Source organism: Arthrobacter livingstonensis (assembly GCF_003219815.1).
In the GTDB taxonomy this organism is placed as follows: Bacteria; Actinomycetota; Actinomycetes; order Actinomycetales; family Micrococcaceae; genus Specibacter; species Specibacter livingstonensis.
Genome location: NZ_QJVD01000031.1, coordinates 23731 through 41006, shown reverse-complemented (window position 1 = coordinate 41006; position 17276 = coordinate 23731). Strand labels below are relative to the sequence as shown.

The 17276-nt window shown below is 64.9% G+C and carries 16 protein-coding genes, 2 pseudogenes and 2 riboswitches; of the genes and pseudogenes, 8 read left to right on the top strand and 10 right to left on the bottom strand.

All coding sequences use genetic code 11. The features are described from left to right. Window positions 1-136 (top strand): annotated as a pseudogene (locus CVV68_RS19825) (IS110 family transposase); the annotation flags it as partial. Between the two features lie 474 nt (window positions 137-610). Continuing rightward, window positions 611-970, top strand: coding sequence for a hypothetical protein (locus CVV68_RS19820; protein ID WP_110502725.1), 360 nt, complete (start codon window positions 611-613; stop codon window positions 968-970). Between the two features lie 197 nt (window positions 971-1167). Here CVV68_RS19820 and CVV68_RS19815 read toward each other — a convergent pair whose 3' ends face one another. From CVV68_RS19815 to CVV68_RS19805, 3 genes are all read right to left on the bottom strand, one after another. Then, window positions 1168-2757: a MutS-related protein gene (locus CVV68_RS19815; RefSeq protein ID WP_211320925.1), complete on the bottom strand. Its 1590-nt coding sequence runs from the start codon at window positions 2755-2757 to the stop codon at window positions 1168-1170. Continuing rightward, window positions 2754-4313, bottom strand: coding sequence for a MutS-related protein (locus tag CVV68_RS19810; RefSeq protein ID WP_211320924.1), 1560 nt, complete (start codon window positions 4311-4313; stop codon window positions 2754-2756). The genes CVV68_RS19815 and CVV68_RS19810 overlap by 4 nt, the downstream gene beginning before the upstream one ends. Window positions 4314-4453: 140 nt before the next feature. Further along, on the bottom strand, window positions 4454-5251 hold the full coding sequence (locus tag CVV68_RS19805) for a hypothetical protein (RefSeq protein WP_110502723.1): 798 nt from the start codon (window positions 5249-5251) through the stop codon (window positions 4454-4456). 622 nt (window positions 5252-5873) lie between these two features. Further along, a riboswitch (Fluoride riboswitch) is annotated at window positions 5874-5954 on the top strand. Between the two features lie 162 nt (window positions 5955-6116). On the opposite strand from CVV68_RS19805, the gene CVV68_RS19795 reads away from it, so the two are divergent. Next, window positions 6117-6665, top strand: coding sequence for an inorganic diphosphatase (locus tag CVV68_RS19795; protein ID WP_110502721.1), 549 nt, complete (start codon window positions 6117-6119; stop codon window positions 6663-6665). A 213-nt stretch (window positions 6666-6878) separates the two neighbouring features. Then, window positions 6879-8165 carry an MFS transporter gene (locus CVV68_RS19790; RefSeq protein WP_110502720.1) on the top strand — a complete coding sequence of 429 codons (1287 nt, stop codon included), beginning with the start codon at window positions 6879-6881 and terminating at the stop codon, window positions 8163-8165. A gap of 26 nt (window positions 8166-8191) precedes the next feature. Here CVV68_RS19790 and crcB read toward each other — a convergent pair whose 3' ends face one another. The 6 genes from crcB to CVV68_RS19760 all read right to left on the bottom strand — a co-directional run bounded on the left by crcB (window position 8192) and on the right by CVV68_RS19760 (window position 12585). Further along, window positions 8192-8560 (bottom strand): fluoride efflux transporter CrcB, encoded by a 369-nt coding sequence (gene crcB / locus CVV68_RS19785; protein WP_110502719.1) that lies wholly within the window; start codon window positions 8558-8560, stop codon window positions 8192-8194. Next, window positions 8557-9123: a fluoride efflux transporter FluC gene (locus CVV68_RS19780; RefSeq protein ID WP_110502718.1), complete on the bottom strand. Its 567-nt coding sequence runs from the start codon at window positions 9121-9123 to the stop codon at window positions 8557-8559. The genes crcB and CVV68_RS19780 overlap by 4 nt, the downstream gene beginning before the upstream one ends. Further along, on the bottom strand, window positions 9123-9668 hold the full coding sequence (locus CVV68_RS19775; protein ID WP_245933669.1) for a universal stress protein: 546 nt from the start codon (window positions 9666-9668) through the stop codon (window positions 9123-9125). Before CVV68_RS19775 ends, CVV68_RS19780 begins: the two co-directional genes overlap by 1 nt. Further along, window positions 9661-10956: a phosphopyruvate hydratase gene (eno, locus tag CVV68_RS19770; RefSeq protein ID WP_110502717.1), complete on the bottom strand. Its 1296-nt coding sequence runs from the start codon at window positions 10954-10956 to the stop codon at window positions 9661-9663. The genes CVV68_RS19775 and eno overlap by 8 nt, the downstream gene beginning before the upstream one ends. A gap of 19 nt (window positions 10957-10975) precedes the next feature. After that, the gene (locus CVV68_RS19765; protein WP_110502716.1) at window positions 10976-11728 is read right to left on the bottom strand and encodes a 2,3-bisphosphoglycerate-dependent phosphoglycerate mutase; all 753 of its coding nucleotides are present in this window, start codon (window positions 11726-11728) and stop codon (window positions 10976-10978) included. Window positions 11729-11748: 20 nt separating this feature from the next. Beyond that, a riboswitch (Fluoride riboswitch) is annotated at window positions 11749-11827 on the bottom strand. Between the two features lie 59 nt (window positions 11828-11886). Next, window positions 11887-12585 (bottom strand): hypothetical protein, encoded by a 699-nt coding sequence (locus tag CVV68_RS19760; RefSeq protein ID WP_110502715.1) that lies wholly within the window; start codon window positions 12583-12585, stop codon window positions 11887-11889. Between the two features lie 327 nt (window positions 12586-12912). Between CVV68_RS19760 and CVV68_RS23645 the strand changes: the two genes are divergently transcribed. From CVV68_RS23645 to CVV68_RS19750, 4 genes are all read left to right on the top strand, one after another. Further along, on the top strand, window positions 12913-13074 hold the full coding sequence (locus CVV68_RS23645) for a hypothetical protein (RefSeq protein WP_170133261.1): 162 nt from the start codon (window positions 12913-12915) through the stop codon (window positions 13072-13074). Further along, window positions 13071-13481, top strand: coding sequence for a DUF8462 domain-containing protein (locus CVV68_RS25150; protein WP_497707314.1), 411 nt, complete (start codon window positions 13071-13073; stop codon window positions 13479-13481). Before CVV68_RS23645 ends, CVV68_RS25150 begins: the two co-directional genes overlap by 4 nt. A 1008-nt stretch (window positions 13482-14489) precedes the next feature. Beyond that, complete coding sequence (locus CVV68_RS19755) at window positions 14490-15653, top strand: Aq_097 family APC-type transporter (RefSeq protein ID WP_110502714.1); 1164 nt, start codon at window positions 14490-14492, stop codon at window positions 15651-15653. 207 nt (window positions 15654-15860) lie between these two features. Further along, entirely contained in the window at window positions 15861-16721 is an 861-nt protein-coding gene (locus tag CVV68_RS19750) for an SDR family oxidoreductase (RefSeq protein WP_110502713.1), read from the top strand. On the opposite strand, the pseudogene CVV68_RS25110 reads toward CVV68_RS19750, so the two are convergent. Then, window positions 16721-16855, bottom strand: a pseudogene (locus CVV68_RS25110) (IS30 family transposase); the annotation flags it as partial. The gene CVV68_RS19750 and the pseudogene CVV68_RS25110 overlap by 1 nt on opposite strands. Window positions 16856-17276: the final 421 nt, after the last annotated feature.

Here is a 17276-nt window from a genome sequence, read left to right as displayed (position 1 = left end):
CTACAACAAGAAACGCGCCGAAGGGAAACGGCACAACCAAGCCCTGATCGCCCTTGCCCGGCGCCGCTGCGACGTCCTGTTCGCGATGCTCCGCGACGGCACCTTCTACGAGGCACCTGCAACCAAAACCGCCTAACAACAAAAGGCCAAGCAGCTGGCGGGCACACACCGCCAGCCACTCATTCCTGCCCAAATCAGCACCCTGGAAAACTCGAAAAATAACTACCCCAGCGCTTGACAAAGAACATAGGGACACCCCCTCGGGTGCTGGAACCACCTCGCCCGGACCCACGGCACCTGGACGGTGGAGGAGGTCGACCAGAAACCAGTCCCGGCAAACCTGAGCGCCCCTGCCCGCAGGGACCAGCGGTCCTGGTGAAGGATGCGACCACCACGCAGCACGCCGTGACGTCCCACCCGGGGTCGTTGCCCAAGGCATTCCCGCCCAGCCGTGGGCGGGCGGTCCCGGGGCGCCGGCGATAGAATATAAGCAGGCAGGATCGTCAATGATCCACACGGTGGTGGGCCCCACCGGACCGGGAAGAAGCACTGCCCGGTCGAATTGCACCGTGCCAACGGGCCCTGGTCGGGATGAAACGTCGTGGTCAGGATGAGTTTCTCGCAGGAATCCCCGATTTCCGCGGTTGAGATGATGCGGTTTGGGCGCCCGTCGTGGCTTCCACCCTTCGGGTACGGCAACGGCCTGGACGCACTGTTCTGGGCGTGCATCGCCGAACTGCCCCACAGCGCCATCGACGGCATCCTGAACGAACTGCGCGAGCAGGACATCCCGGGCTGGGCCGCACCGGTCAAAACGGCTGCCAAGGCCCGACGCGACAGCACCGGCACCTGCGCAGACACCGCACCGTACCGGCTCTGGGTGGCCACACTGCGTTTCAACGATGCCGAGAACGTCCTCATCACCGTCCTGAACAACAGCCCAAAACCACGCCAAGGACCGACACCGTGACAGCCACCCCCGGTACGGGGCTCAGCCGCTGGCCCGGGAGGTCTCCCCTTCGGGCTGATTCGGGCCATGGATACCGCACTTTGGACTGATCGGATGAACAGAAACGAACCCCTGCCGCAGGGCCAGGCCACGCGCGGCCAGTAGTGAGGGTCGTAGCGGACGGGTCGTCACTGGCAGCGCGGCCGTGTCGCGGCGTGCTACTGACTCGCGGGGGTGTCGGTGTGGGTTGTGTCCGTTTCGGTGAAGGTGCGCCGGTAGAGGTCTTCGCCGTAGCTGGTGGGTAGTGGGGCTGCGGGGGTGAGCCGGAAGGGCCGTTGCCCGTCGCTGCCGCGTTCGGCGCGCAGGAACACGGTGGTGTCGGCGTGCTGCCGGTGGTAGTGGTGGGCGAGGGTGTAGAGGTGGGTGACGAACACTATCTTCACGTCGATGTCGTTCATGGCGTGGATGAAGTCGTCGGCTATTTCGGAGGCTTCGCGTTCGTTGGTGGCGGCGAAGGACTCGTTGCACAGCAGCAGGGCCCCCGGGTCGATGGCCGTGACGAGGGTGCTCATTCGGGCGAGTTCTTCGTCGAACTTGCCGCTGGTCATAGTGGCGTCTTCTTCGCGTTTGTAGTGGGTGAACACGCCGGTGGTGACGGTGGCGGCAAACGACTCGGCTGGGGCGGCCATGCCGGATTGCATCATCAGTTGTGCCAGGCCCAGGCTGCGCAGGAACGTCGACTTGCCGCCCTGGTTGGCGCCGGTGATGACCAGCAGCGGTGTGCCGTCGGCACGCAGGTCGTTGCCCTGCACCCGGTCGGGCAGGCGCAGCGACAGGCACGGGTCGAACAGGGCCTTCGCGGACCAGACGGTCGTCCCCAGCGGGTGGGGATCGGGCAGGCATTCCGGTTCGCGCTTAGCGGTGAGCTGGTCGTGAAGGTTGAGGGACCCGACGTAGAAGCCAAGTTCGGTACGCAGCGCGGTGAAGAAGCTCAGGATGTGGTCGGTGGACTGTCCGAGTGCGTTGGCGGCCAGGTTGACTCCGCGGTCGCGCAGCCGGCCCAGCGCCTGCCCGCCGGCGTAGTCGCGCGGCGGCACGGTGTAGCTGTGGGTGGGCCGGTTGAGCATGATGCGCCGGAACCGGAAGCGACGGTTGTCCGGGCTCGGGGCCCGTAGCACGTAGCCGATGCCTTGGCCGCCCGAGCCGAGCCGGGCGCTCATCAGCACCCCGTCGCGCAGGCGCAGGTACCCCAGGTGTTCGCTGATCTCGTTGAAGTAGTCTTCGTCCAGCTCGTGGCGTAGCGCGTCGAAGAACTGGGTGAACCCTTTGGAGGTGAACCGGTCGGCGTGCTCATCGGTGAGCGCGCGCAGCCGCTGGAGGATCGGCACGAATGCTTCCAGCCTGGTGATCGAAGTACTCAGGAGCGCTGAGCTGCTGTGTGTGAGGGCGAAACTGCTGCGGAAGATCTCCCGTTCCCCGATAATTGCCTGTACCGCCAGGCCATAGATCTCGCGAACGACGTCCGGCTGCGCCAGAGCGTCGGTGAGTACGGCCTGCCGGTAGCGGATCTGCTCGACGCTTCCCAGGCCGGCGAGCATCGCGGTCCGGGCCGAGACATACACCACCGGGTCATCCAGTGCCATCGCCTTCCACAGGGTCTCCAGTTCGAAGTCCTGGATCATCTCACCCTGACCGACCGGTGGCTCGTCGACGGGGGCTTCGCGACGGGCGTAGGGCCGTTCCAGGGCCTCCAGAAGGGCGGTGTCCGTCTGGAAGTCGCGGTCCTCGAACATTAACAGGGCCTTCATGATGTGCCCCGTCCGGCGCGACGGCCGGCCGTGATCCGCTCGTAGGTCAACCCATACTTGTCCGCGATAGCGTGTGCATAGGCCCGCCCGTCCGCCATGATGCGGATGACCTTGTGCGTACGGATCGCCGGGTCGCGCGGGTCGACTTGGCTGACCATGCTGACCATCTTCTGGTTCAGCGTCGACAGCTCGTCCAAGAATGTGACGCACACCCCGAGCGCGTCCAACTCGCTGACCCGCTGCAGGATCTTGGCGCTGAGATACTCGGCGTCCGCGACGGTGGTGGAGTTGAACACCTCGTTGAGGACGATCAGGCTGGCCGGTGTCGCCAACGCCAGGTCGGCGTGAAGCCGGTTCAGTTCGTCCTGCAGCTTGCCAGCCAGGGTGGTGATGTCTTCCTCCTTTTCGAAATGGGTGAAGATCTGATCACACAGGAACAGGCGCACATCCCGCCCTGGGACGGGGCAGCCCAGCCGTGCGAAATGGTGCAGCTGGCCGACAGCACGGGCCAAGGTCGTCTTCCCACCGTTGTTCGGCCCGGAGATCACCAGGACGCGTTCGGGCCCGGTCAGCGTGATGTCGTTGCACACCACCTGCCCACCGCGGCCGATCAGTTGCGCAGCCAGCGCCAGGTCGAACGTGTCCAGCACCTGCTCGTCCTTGGACTCGACAGACACACGCGGATAACTCACCCGGAGCCCGGCCCCGCGCAGCGGCCGGATGTAATCCAGGAAGGACAGATAGAACTGGAACTCGCGGTCGACGAGGGCTACGGTCGCATCCAGGTAATCGGCGTACTGCTGGCAGAAGGCGTCCAGGGCGGCGAACAGCTCCGGATACAGCTTCGCGACCAGGTCCAGCACAGCCAGTTCGGCGAAGTCTTCTTCCTGCCAGTCCGGGCGCGTGTCCCGGTAGTCGCTCCCGGCGCCCTGCTGGAACCGCTCGAACGTCCCGGTCACCTGTTCGCTGTAGTCGACCTGATCGTCATAGTGGCCTACCGTGACCCGGTCGCCTTTGACGAGGACGCAGTAGTTCACTGCGTCGATCGCCTCCTTCAGCCGGAGGGATTCGGCCTGCATCCCGGTGAAGGCCGCCGAGGCCAGGTAGTCCTGCAGGTAGTGCCCCAGCCCGCGGAGGCCGCGTGAGCGCACCCCCACCTGTGCCAGGCCATCCGCCAGTGCGGTAACCGCCTGGCAGTACTTCTCGACGGCGTTGAGGAACCAGAGCGCGCGGTGGTAGTGGCCGGAGCCGTGGTGCTCGCGACTCATCTCCTTTGTCCGATAGCTGAAGTTCGCCGTCAGTGTCTGGGACTCGAAGGCGGAGACCGGCTCGCGCACCTCGGGGCGTTCCAGATCCTGGAACACCTCCTGCCGGTAGTGCACCGCGTCGACGTCGCCCAACGGGCTGTAGAAGAACGGCGTGAGCGTGTACTCGTCCTTGCCGGTCACCGACGCCACGACCTGGTCCAGGTTCAGATCGACGAAAAACCCAGGCTGCGGGCACTCTTCGATGCCCGCCGGCACGCGGCCACGGAACAGGATGCTTTGTGCATGCACTCGGCGCCACCTCCAGCTCAACTGGAGGCGCCATCAGCCGTGTCGCAGTTCTGACCTCTCGGTCAAGGCGGGCGCCGTCGCCTATGGCCAGTCAAACAGAGAGGCGGGCGCTGCGCAAGACCCACGTAGATCGGGCGCCATTACTTGCGTACCTTGCCCACTAAATGGCACAGGTCCAGGGCGAGGACCCGGTCCAGATAGGCAAATGTTTCGAACTTGCTGCCCGAGGCAAGGTGCAAGTCGACTTCCATTCGATGCAGCAGCTTCAACACCGTGACGGTGTCAAGGCCGGCGACGAGCGCGGCACGCATGGCATCGACACTGTGCTGGGGCATCGGAGCCGGCGGCATGTCTTCCCAGTCCGCGACCTTCAACCGCCAGCGCTGCAGGGTCTCCTGTGCGCGGTGCAGGCGCGCCGTCGTAAGCACGGCCGGGCTCGGGTACGGGAAGCGTAGCAGCGCCAGCCGCAGCGCGAGCGGGTCGTAGATGCCGAGCAGGCCGGAAGTGGCCAGCCCCGTCCCCCGATGGGGGAGGAGCGCAACGGCGACCCGAAGGGTGTACTCGGGATCCGGGGCACCCGCTGTGGAACTGCTTGGCACTGTCGGTATCAGCACGATGTTTGGTGGCGCACCCAGAAGGGCTGCCACCTCGGTCGGTGAGCCCGTCCGGGCCATGGGCGGGCGGATCCAGAGCGCCTTCTCCGCGTCCTCCCTGGCTATAGCCGATGGCCCGGTCCTGCTCTCAAGTAGCACGAGCAGGACCAGTCCGCCCTGCAGATCCTCCACCAGCCGTCGTAACACATCAGCGACCAGCAGCAGCCGTAGGGCGGCGAGAGGGCGATCGTCGAGGTCGCGCACGTCGACGCTCACCCGCCACGTCGCGCGCGGGGCCGCGACGCAGGCTGGCAGCTCGCCACCGGGGAGCGGGTCATCAGGCACGTTGCAGCCTCACCTCCATCACTCACCAGTCTCGGGATCTTCACCGTGTTTGGGAAGCCCCTGCTGTTCCCACTAAGCCACGGGTGACGCCCCCGAGTTCTTCCCGAGACGTGCCCGTTCCGCCTTACTGCTCAGCTCGGGGCCTGGTTGGACTGCGCACCTGGGCGTTCCAGGTGCAGTGGAGTCTGGGACAGCCAGGCCTTTTTCATGGTCCGAGTGGTTGGGTGGGACTGGCACCCGGTCGGGTGTTGGCTGGGCCTGCTCCCGGAGCCGAGCGAACGAGCGGCGGGCTGTCTGTGCCGGGTCCGTCTGGCCTCGTGGAACGCGGCCTGGCGGGCGGCCGGGTCTGTGCCGAACGGGATGACCCGCTCGACCGCCATCCCGTGCGGCTGGGTCATCCCTGCGCCTGCTTGGCCGCTGAATTTTTGGATGGCCGGTGCTGGGTTGCGGTTCTCATGCGGACACCCTGGTTCCTCTCGTCCGGGCGGTTCCGGGAGGTAATTTACAGCGTCGACGCTGCGAACCAAGTCAAAGACATCCAGATGACTGTGCCGAGGGCATAACGTGAGCCGGGGGCGCACCATGGCGGGCTCTTGCCAGCGGGCCCTTGGGTGTGGTTGATTACAGTAACGGCGATGGATCTCGCCGGGGCAGGCGGTTACTGTCCGAACCGCCAATGCCGGCTGATAGTTCCTGTCCAGTGTGAGACACGGATGGAGAGCCATGACCACTTTCAGCCATCACGGCCGCAGACAATCCCGCGCAGCAGAGCTTGGACCGTCCGACGGCCCCGGCAACCAGGCTCGGATGCGGACCGGACCCTTTATGTCCATCCACTTTTCCCGTCCCGGAAAGGGGACTTCCCATGCCTGATTTCAACACACTTCTGGGTTGCGGGGATTTCCGCCAGGGCCTGGTTACCGGTGTTATCGACATCCCGCAGGGTTCCAGCCACAAGATTGAATGGGACCGCACCACCGGGCTCTTTCGCCTGGACCGGGTGGACCCGGGCATCTTCGCCAAACCCGTCAACTACGGCTTCATCCCCCAGACCCTGGATGAGGACGGGGACGAGCTCGACATCCTGTGCATCACCGGCGAGCCCCTGCCCACCGGGCTGGTGGTCCAGGCCAGGATCTTGGGCGTGTTGAATTTTCTGGACGGGGAGGACATGGACTACAAAATCGTCACGGTCCCTGCCGATGACCGGGACACCGGAGACAGGCTCCGCTCCCTGGAGGATGTGGGCCAGCGGTGGAAGGACCAAATCGAGCACCACTTCAACCACTACAAGGACTTCCAAGCCGGCACACAAACCAGGGTTCTGGGGTGGGCCGGCATTGAGGAGGCCATCAATATTGTCGCCGACTGCAGCCAACGCTGGCAAGGGATCCAACCCCCGCGGGCCCTCTGACACCACCATCGGGTGTTCCGCCCCGCAGGATTCTGAAAGGACTCACTATGCAGGCTCTTCCCGTTTCTGAGGCGGCCGGCTGTGTCCCACGACGGCCTGCACACACCTCCCGCAACCCTGTAGGCAGGAAGGTATCGGTGCTGGCGCCTACGGCACTGGTTGTTGCGGTACCGCGGATCGGGTCTACGCTGGCCTGAACCCCCAGAGGCCGCCGTGGATGAGAACCACGGAAATCCGGCCGGCTCCCAACCGCAGGATCCGAGCGCGACCCCTGAGCAGTCCGACGGCGGGGCGGAGGGGCGGTGGCTGAACAAGGGCATCCTGGGTGTCGGCAGCGCGTCGTTCTTCAGCGATGCCGGACACGAGCTGGTCACGTCCTTGCTGCCTTCCTTTCTGACGTCGACGCTGCATGCCGGCCCGGCCGCGCTCGGAGCGATCGAGGGGGTTTCCGATGCGCTGGTGGGGTTGAGTAAGCTGGCCGGCGGTCCTCTGTCCAACGAGCCGTCCCGCCGGGCCAAGGTGGCCTCCGGCGGCTACCTGCTCACCGCCGTCGCAACCGCCCTCATCGGGATCACCACCATGGTCTGGCAGGTCGCCGGCCTGCGGGCACTGGCGTGGGCCGCCCGCGGCATCCGGTCCCCGGCCCGCGACACGTTGCTGGTGTCGATTACCCCGCGCGCGGCCTACGGGCGCGCGGCAGGGATAGAACGAGCCGGGGACAACGCCGGCGCCATCGTCGGGCCCCTGCTGGCCGGGCTGTTGGTGGGGCTGGTCGGGGTCCGGCACGCCATCCTGTTCTCCTTCATTCCGAGCATTTTTGCCGCCGTCGCAATCACCATCGCGGCCCGGCAGGCCCGCCAGGTCCTGGCCACCCCTACCGGACGGACCACACTCACGTTCAACTTCGGCGAGCTGCGCCGCAGCGGCGCCGCCCGGGCCCTGATCCCGGTCTCCTTCTTCGAGTTCGGCAATTTGGCCACGACCCTCCTGATCCTGCGCGCCACCGAACTACTCACCGGCGAGGGCCGGAACCTCGCCGCCGCAGCGGCCCTGGCGATCTTCCTCTACGCAGCCCACAACGCCGCCGCCACCATTGCCTCGCTCCTGGGCGGGCAGCTCATCGACAGGACCGGCCCCCGGGTCGTCTTCGCCGCCGGGGCCGGCGTGTACGTGGCCGCCTACCTGCTCTTCGCCTTCAGTCCGCACAGCTGGGGCCCGGTGCTGGCAGCTTTCCTGCTGGCCGGGATCGGCATCGGCTTCGCTGAGACGGCCGAATCCACCACCGTCGCCCTGTCGCTACCGGACCGGATCCGCGGCAACGGCTTCGGCATCCTGGGCCTGGTCCAGTCAGCCGGGGACCTCGGGGCCACCGTCACCGCCGGTATCCTGTGGGCCCTATTTTCCCCGGCTGTGGCCTTCAGCTACGCGGCCGTTTGGATGCTCGCATCGCTCATTGCCTCCGGCGCCCTCCGGCCCACGGCGCCCGTCGAAACCGCCTGACCAGTGTCGCCCGGGTAGGGGCGTGGTTACACGAGGAGTGTAAGCGCGGCGCCGGCTGCGGCGGCCAGCACGCACGACGCCATGGTCCCGGCGGCGTTGATGACGGCGAGTCCGGTGCGGCGGGCCTGGATCAGGCGGACCGTCTCAAAGCTGGCAGTGCTGAACGTCGTATAGCCGCCCAGGAACCCGGTCCCCAGGATCAGGCCCACGGCGGTGTCCGTGTAGTGGCCGGCGACCAGACCGGTCAAGAAACCCAGCAACAGCGATCCGCTGATGTTGATCAGCATGGTCCCCACCGGCAGCGCCGTGCGGGCCCTGGCCCTGATGAGCCCGTCAACCATGAACCGCAGCCCGGCCCCGACACCCCCGGCCAGGGCCAGCAGCAGCACCGTCACTGTTCCTCCCCGGGGCCGGCCGGATCCAGGGCCGCGTGTTCGCGGGCCGCCCCTGCGCGGTGGTGCCGCGCTGCGACCCAGATCCCGGCCAGCGCGGCACCAATCCCACCGAACAGGCTCGCCGCGAGGTACAGCAGGGCGGATCCCGCCGCGCCGTGGTCGAAAAGGTGCACGGCATCCACGGCCAGGGTGCTGTACGTCGTAAACGCGCCCATGAACCCGGTACCCGCCACGAGGCGCATCAACCGCAACCGGCCCGTGTCAGGGCCGCGTCGGGAGAGCCCCTCCAACAACGCGCCCAGGGCGAAGGCGCCGGAAATGTTGATCAGCAGGGTCGGCAGCGGCCACCCGCTGGGAGCCGGCAGGACCATGCCCAGGCTGTACCGGGCCAGCGCCCCGAGGCACCCGCCGGCCACCACGAGCAGCACGAACCCAGGATGCAGGTGGACGGGACGATGCGCCAGACCAGGCACCTGCCCGGGAATGTCGACGTCGCTGTCCACGGGAAGATTTTCCAGGCCAGGTGCGTGCACGGCTTCCTTGGGTGGAGTTTCCCGGGCCATCAAGACCCCCCTTGGGCGGCGTGCGGGTCCAGGGGGATGACAAGGACGGGCCGGTGCTGGCGGTGGGTCAGGTGCACGGCGACGGAGCCGATGAGGAATTCCTCCAGGCGGGCGCCCACCCCGCGTTCGCGTGTCCCCACAACGATCACGCAGGCGTGGACGCTCTCGGCCAGCCGGGCCAGGGCGCGGGCCGGTTCCCCGGCCAGGGTCACAAAGGACCAACTGGTGTCATCGCCCGCCAGTTCGGTGCCGATCCGTACCCGGATGGACCGGGCGGCCCCTTCGACGTCGTCGGGCTCGTCGACGCCGTCAGGGTCGATGGGCGCCGAAGTATCGTCCCCGCCGTCGTGGTCCTCGACCAGGTAGCGGGTGACGTCCACGTAGGCGAAGACCAGGCCCACGCCGAGGCTGTAGGCCAGGGCGGCGGACTGTCGGATCACGATGGCCGGCTGGCCCGGCACGACGCCGGCGACGACGGGACCGGCCATCCGCTGGTGCGGCATGGGGGCCGGTTGCGTTTGGGGCCGCGGGTGGTGGTCAGGCATCGGTGTCACCTTCCCCTGACAGGATCGCGAGTCCGTAGGGCAGGGCGGGGTTGGAGTCGGCGATTTCCAGCAGCCGGTTGTATTTGGCGACCCGTTCCCCGCGGGCCGGGGCCCCGGCCTTGAGCTGGCCGCAGCCGGAGCCGACGGTCAGATCGGCCACGAAGGTGTCGGTGGTTTCCCCGGACCGGTGGGAGACCATGGCGGTGAACCCGCCGGCGGACGCGACAGCAAGAGTCTCCAGGGTTTCGGTGACGGTGCCGACCTGGTTCGGTTTGATCAACACCGCCGTGGCGGACCCGGACCGGATTCCTGCCGTGACGCGGGCCGCCTGGGTGACGAAGAGGTCATCGCCGACAATTTGCGCCCGGCCGCCCAAGGCGGAGACAAGCTCGGGCCAGGATTCGGCGTCGTCCTCGGCCAGGGGGTCCTCCAGGCTGCGGATCGGATAGTTGTCCAGGAGCTTGCCGTAGTAGCTGACCATCTGGGACGGGGTGTAGTGGCGGCCGTTGAGGTGGTAGCTGCCGTCCTGGAAAAAGGAATTCGCGGCCGGGTCCAGGGCAATGGCGACCTCGCTGATGCCGGGACGGTGCCCGGCGGCGTCAATGCCGGAGACGATCAGGTCCAGGGCTTCCTCGGGTGAGGAGATCTCCGGGGCGTAGCCTCCCTCGTCGCCCAGCCCGGTCGCCAGGCCACGCGTGCGAAGTGTGGCGGCCAGTGCATGGTAAATATCGGCACCCCACTCCAGCGCCTGCGGGTAGGTCGCGGCTCCGACGGGGGCGATCATGAATTCCTGGAAGGCCAGGGCGTTGGCGGCGTGCTGGCCGCCATTGAGGACGTTGAAATGTGGGACCGGAAGCCGTTCGGCACGCCCGAGGGCTTGGGAGATCCATGTATGCAGGGAGTGCCCGGTCCCGGCGGCGAATCCCCGGGCTGCGGCCATGGAGACGGCCACCAGGGCGTTGGCTCCCAACCGTGACTTGTTCCCCGTCCCGTCCAGGGCGCACAGCGCCTCATCCAGCTCACGCTGCGACACCCAGGGCCGGGAAGTCAGCAGATTGCTGATCTCCCCGGTCACGGAAGCGAGGGCCCCGGTGACGCCGCGCCCGGAGAAGGGCGTGCCGCCGTCGCGCAGTTCAACGGCCTCGTGGGCGCCGGTGGAGGCCCCGGACGGGGCGGAGGCTTCAAACACGGCACCTGTATCGATCTCCAATTGCACGCGCAGGGTCGGGTAGCCGCGGGAGTCCAGGATTTGCAGGGCCCGGATGGCGGTAATGCGCAGCTCACTCATGAGGTGCTCCATTCATCTTTTAGGTGCCGCCCTCGGCGGCGACTTGTTCGGCAGCGGTCCGCGCGGCCAGCGGATTCAGATAACGCCCACCGCGAAGGAAGGGCAGGGCCCAGCCATCAAAGCGGTACAGCAGCGGCTGTCCGGTCGGGATGTTCAAGGCTTCGACCTCGGCCTCACTGAGTTCATCCAGCAGGAAGCACAGGGCGCGTAGGGAGTTGCCGTGCCCGACACACAACACTGTCTCGCCTTCCAACACCAGCGGGCGCAGCACGTGCAGCCACACTTCCCCGACCCTCTTGGACACGGCGATGAGGGACTCGCTGGCCAGCACGGCTCCGGCGGGGACCCCTGCGAGGGCGGGACTTCTGCGCAGCTTCCCCAGTGCGAGCTGATCCATGGTCGGGGGCGTCCCGTAGAGGGTGCGGCGCCAACAATGCAGCACGTCTTCCCCGAATTCGGTCCGCAGCTCGGCCTTGGACCGCCCGGTCAGGGAGCCGTAATTGCGCTCGTTGAGCTTCCACAGCCGCACAGGCTGTTGGGCCATTCCGAGGGTCCGGGCCACAATGTCCGCCGTCTCGGTGGCACGCACCAGCGTCGAGGAAAAGATTGCCGTCGGGAGAAGGCCGGCCTCGGCAAGAAGGCGTGCGGCGTCCTTGGCCTCGCAGCGGCCCCGGGCGGTGAGCGGCGGGTCCAGGAGTCCGGTGAAACGGCCCGCGGCGTTCAGGACGCTTTCGCCGTGCCGCAGAAGGACCAGTGTTCCAAAACCGGGCATGGCCCACCTACCTTCATCCCTCAAAGGTAGGAACCATCAGCCACTGTGGCGGTTCGGACCGATAACTCGGTCCCGGCGGGATCCATCACCAAGGCCGACTCTACAGGCACCACCATCAGCCACGCCATGACATGACGCCAGAGGTGTCGGCCGGCAACTCAGGAGCCGGGGTTGCTGCTGGTCAGATACAGTGGCAGGGCCCAACCGGCGAACCAGCCCAGCGCCTCCACCCACGCCGCATTTTCTGCGGCCGTGGCCGGCTTCCCGTGGTCGGTCATCGAATCAAGCAGCCGCAACAAGCGCTGCCTGAGTTCCAGGAGGCGATCGGCGATGGCATGGCCCGTCGCCCGGGAAACGGGACCGCCGGCCGCCAGATGCCGCCGACACAGCGCAAGAGGGTCCGCGCCGTCGTTTCCCAGGCATCGCGGGCACGCCCTGGAAAACCAGGTGCTGGACGTTTCACGGCACCACGCGGTGGTGAACGCCAGTTCGTTTGCCTCAAGAGCGAGGGCGTTACTGTTGGAGTTCGCGTACCCCATCCGCAGCCCTTCCGGGAGCGGACCGGCCAGTTCGCCGCAGATCCGACACGATCGGGAAGCCGCCGGCTGGTGCGCCATGCCTGGATGGAGCCACGACAACGGCTTGCGCAGTTCACCAGCCGCATACTCCAACAAGTCCTCATTCAGGACCGAAATATCAAAGGGCTGGTGGCCGCCACGCGCGCCGGCGCCCGCCTGCCACAACTCGATCTCCACCACGGCATGACCCCACGCATGGCGCGGACACAGCCCCAAAGATGCCCGCAGGTATTGGCGCGTACCGCCGTCCATGATGTCCCCGTGTACAAAGGACCACAACTGCCGAACCTCCTCCACCGTCAAACGCAACGGCCCAATCGGGAGGAGCTCTGAAAGGGGATCCAAATGGACCGGCCGGCCGGACGCAGGGGCCGCCCGCCTAGTCATGGGCCACGGAGCCCGGATGCCCATGCAGAGCCCTGGGGGACAAAAAATCGCCAGCCGGGACCGAAGGAAGGCTATGGACAGACATAAGCACACTCCTCCAATCGTCGCAGCAACCAAGCACGGAGCGTTCAGGACGCGCTGGAACACCACCGGAGGACCATGAACGCTTTTAACTCTACGCCGCGTGTCCTTCTCGACTGCCGGGAATGGATTCCTTGTATGCGGTTGGCGATTAGGGGAGCGGTTTCGCTGGCAGTCGGCGCCCTCGCGGTCCTGGCCGACGGCACGGCGATGGTGGACCGGGTTGCGCCGATCCTGCTGTTTGTGCTCTTCATAACCGTCGTGACGGAGCCGGCCACCGAGGTCAGCATTTTTCGGTGAGGGACCGGCAGTTTCAGGCATTGGGGCGGCGTTGTCCATTTCATCAACCAGAGACTCTAGAATTCCTTTATGCGATGGTCGAAGGCGACGACGCGGCGACAGTCGGTGATAGCGGCTGGCGTCTCGGGGCCAACTCAAGCCTCGTGGCCAACTACCACACCAAACTCCTCGCTGAAGGACTCATCGAACCTGCAGGACACGGCGGGGTGGATTTCGCCGTCCCCGGCCTGCGCTGGGCTTGCGTACCAAACCGTGAACTCCTGCGCCGCAGTCGTGAGCGAAAGTATGGTGTCCTGTTATTTGCTCGCCTGGTCGTAGTCCCATGGACGTTTCCTGCCGCGGCCGACCGGTTGCCTGCTCCGGGAAGCCCCTGGCCTGCACGGAAAGTGATGAGTGCGTTCTCGTGAAAATGATGAGCAAAATTTGAAGAAGATTTTGTTGAAAAAGATGGGTAAAAGATGAGTTTCAGGGGGAGTGCGGGACAACGGTGCTCTCTTGGCATGTCAAAGATTGGTGAGCGTTTCGTTGAAAAACGTGATTAGAACGTGACGTGGATCTGCCATGGATGGCCGAAGCATCTCCTTGCTGGCCGTTTGCAGGAGCATCGACATGTCTGGTGGCATGCCACCGTCTGCCGAGAGACGGTCGTATTGCTTTAGCAGACGTCATTGTTCCGGGGATTGTTTCGCTCTGGTTCGCCAGACTGCCTGTGCATTCCACGTCGTACGCCTTTTGGCGACGTTTTGCCCAAGGGAGTGGATGGAAAAGTCGGTCAATCATCGTGTTCGCAAGACGGCTAACGGAGCACTGGCGGTAGGAACTGCGATCGTTTTGAGGGGTCAAACTGCGAACTCAAAAAAGGTTTTCCGGAATGCGAATCAGCCCGTGTCTAGAAACGTGCCTGATGGAGCCCCCTCCTCGAACGAGTCACCGGACGGGGTCAATGGACGCTCCGCGAACTGCTAAATCAAAGGTGCATGTCTGGGCTTGGCACGTCCGGTTTGGGACAGGCTTGCGGAATGACAGCACGTCTTGCAGGGCGTTTACGCATGCGGGAGCGCAGGATTCTGTGCTCGGTCGGGATTCCGCCCTCGGGTGAGACCATCTGGGCGTAGGCTTCCAGGAAGTAGGGGCTTGCCTCCCGTCTGAGCTCTTCTGGTGAGTGGGTCCATGGTTAAGCCGTCTGCCAGTGAGAGAAGAATGCTATGACTAGTGAATCCGGTAGTCAGTTTTGGTGGAAGCGGACGGGCCTCGATGAAGTCGATGGGGCCCTGGTCGCAAGAACCGAGATTCAATTCCTCGCACAACTCACTTGTCCAGCCGGCGGCTGTCTGCTCCACCTCTGGCGGACCGGCCATCAGCGGTGGTGGCGGGCGCTGGAGCGTCGATGAGACCTCTCTACCGATTGACAGACAGTGTCTGAGGCCGTTGCTCCATCGAGCAAATGGGCCACGCTCCGCGGAGTTGCCACCGTCACCGTGACCCCATTGGCGTCCATTCTTGGCTCGGGCCTTCTGATCATCGTGCCCATTCTCGAGCGGGCGCTTGGCGCCTTTGCCGTCTTCGGTGCGATCGGGATCTGTGCGTTCGCGTGGCTTGTGGGCACCGTTATCCGACACAATGTCACCGTGGTTGGGCAGCAGAAGAAGGACGGCACCCTCAATGCGATGACCGGGCGACTGGGCAGGCTGGCGGATGCGGTGATCGTCATCGCGTACGTTATCTCCGTTGCCCTCTACCTGCGAATCATGGCGCAGTACATGGTGGGCTTCTTCATTCCCGGTGGTTCGGCGATCCTAGAACCGGTCATCGCCTGTGTTTCTGTCGCGTTGATCATCGCAATCGGCATCTTCCGTGGGTTCAAGGGCCTTGACCGGCTCGACCGGATCTCGTTGGTTGCGGTGCTCGGGCTCACCACGGTCCTTGGAGGTGTCCTGCTCTTTCATGACGGTGTCCTGCTCGGCACCTCGGGTCTTAAGCTTCCACCGCTGCCACCGGCCGGTCCACTGGAAGCCCTATTGATTCTGGGTGGTCTGGTGATCACCGTTCAAGGGTTTGAAACCGTACGCTACCTCGGCAACCGCTATGATGCCGTCACGCGTGTGCGGGCGTCACGGGCCGCGCAGTTGGTGTCCGCGTCGATTTATATCGGGTTCGTCGCCGTTGCGACCCCCGTCATGGGGCTCGGCACCGCTGCGGGTCCGGACACCACACTGCTGAACATCACCGACCGCATCGCACCGTGGCTGGCGCTTCCCCTGGTCCTCTCCGCCGTTCTAAGCCAATTCAGTGCGGCCATCGCCGACACCGAAGCGGCCCGAGGCAATCTGACCGGTCTGGGCAGCTGGTTTACGGGCTCCCGACCCTATCTGATCAGCGGGGTGGCGGCGATCGCCATCGCGGCCACCGTTCCCACCTTCACCCTGGTCACGATCGCCTCCCGAGCTTTCGCCGCGTACTACGCCGTTGAGGCCACCATCGCGTTCCGGACATCCTCGGGGTTCTTCCGGAAGTCTGGCTTCGCCTTGCTCGCCTTCATCCTCCTCGCGATCACGCTCTTCGCGCTACCCGCCAGTTAGGGAGGTACCCCATCTACAGAAGTGTCGTCCCATGGAAGGTGTCCTTGTGGAACGCCACCGATGCGAGACTTCGGCACCACCTGATTGGTTTCAGTGTCTCATCCACTGTTGGTCGTAGGTGTGGAGAGGATGTGGGCGGGTGGACGTGACATTTCCTGAAGCGCAGAATCAAATTGTGCACCAGTCACTACGGGAAAGGTGAGATCTATGAGCGGGAGGATCGTTGTCGCGGGAGCCACCGGCTATGTCGGACGACATGTCGTCGAGGCGCTGGACTTGCGAGGTTATCGGGTGCGTGCCCTGGTTCGCTCGAGGGATCGGGCGGAAGCCATGGGTGCGTTTGGTGCGCCGTCGTTGCGTGGCCACGTTGCCGAGTGGAGAATCGTTGACTATACGGACTCCTCGACGCTGATGGATACCTGCGAGGGTGCCGACCGCGTCGTCTCGGCTCTGGGAGTCACCCGGCAGAACGCGAGTCCGTGGGATATTGACTTCCTTGGCAATCTGCGTTTACTCGAGGACGCAGAGCGCCATGGGGCGGCTTCCTTCCTCTACGTCAACGTCTTGCACGCCGAGAGCGGCACGTCCGTGACCATGCGTTCCAAGCATGCTTTTTCGGAAACGCTGCGCCGCAGCCGTGTAGCAGCTCAGATCGTCAACCCCTCCGGCTACTTCTCTGATGTCACCGATTTCCTGCTTATGGCCAGGCGAGGGTTCGGATTCACCCTCGGTGACGGCGCCGCGAAGATCAACCCCATCCATGGCGCTGATCTCGCCGAATTCATCGTTGAACATCTTGGTGAACCGTCGATGAGCTGGGACGTCGGCGGTCCCGACATCCTCAGCTACCGTGAACTCGAAGAACTTGCCTTCAGGGTCGCAGCTCGCCGTCAGCGTATTCTGCGCATCCGGCCGGCGATCCTGCGACCACTCCAATGGGCGGCCGATCGAAGTTCTCCGCGCCTGAGCAATCTCACACGGTTCTTCCTCGAATCACTGAAAGTCGATGCCGTCGGCACCCCGACAGGAGAACGGCGGATCGAGCCATTCCTGAGGGCAGTGCACTAACGCTCTGTGCGCCTACTGGTATTCAGAGGAACCACTCCATTGGTGATGAAATCGCGCGCCTGCATCCCGGCCCAAAAGACCTGCAAAAGATCGGCCCGGTACATTATTGAATATTTTCCCAAGTCAACACCCATTCGCCAAGTGTTGCAGTCACTGCAGGAACCCAAGGTTCTTCTTACGGGACGATTCACGGGCACCTAACTTGCTACGGCACGAACCGCGGATTCCCACCAACCGCGAAGAGATACAAGCCACCAAGGTACCCGGAGCTCACATTGTCTCTATCAATTTTAGGGTCTTTCGCCCCTGTATTTCGGGGCGATACAGGTCCAGCCTTGAAATTGCTGCCAGTCATATGGCCACCAGATGTTCTAAGAGTGGGAAAAATGTGTCTAAAGGGAGTAGATGACAAGATCGTCAGCGGTAACCACGCATGAATGCCCCGATTCGCTCCCTCGGTGTACAGGACGGGTTACGAGAAGCGGCCGACAGGGCCGTGAACCTCTCATCAGCCTTCCCCACGCAACGAGTGGATACCTCGGCGTTGATAGAAGC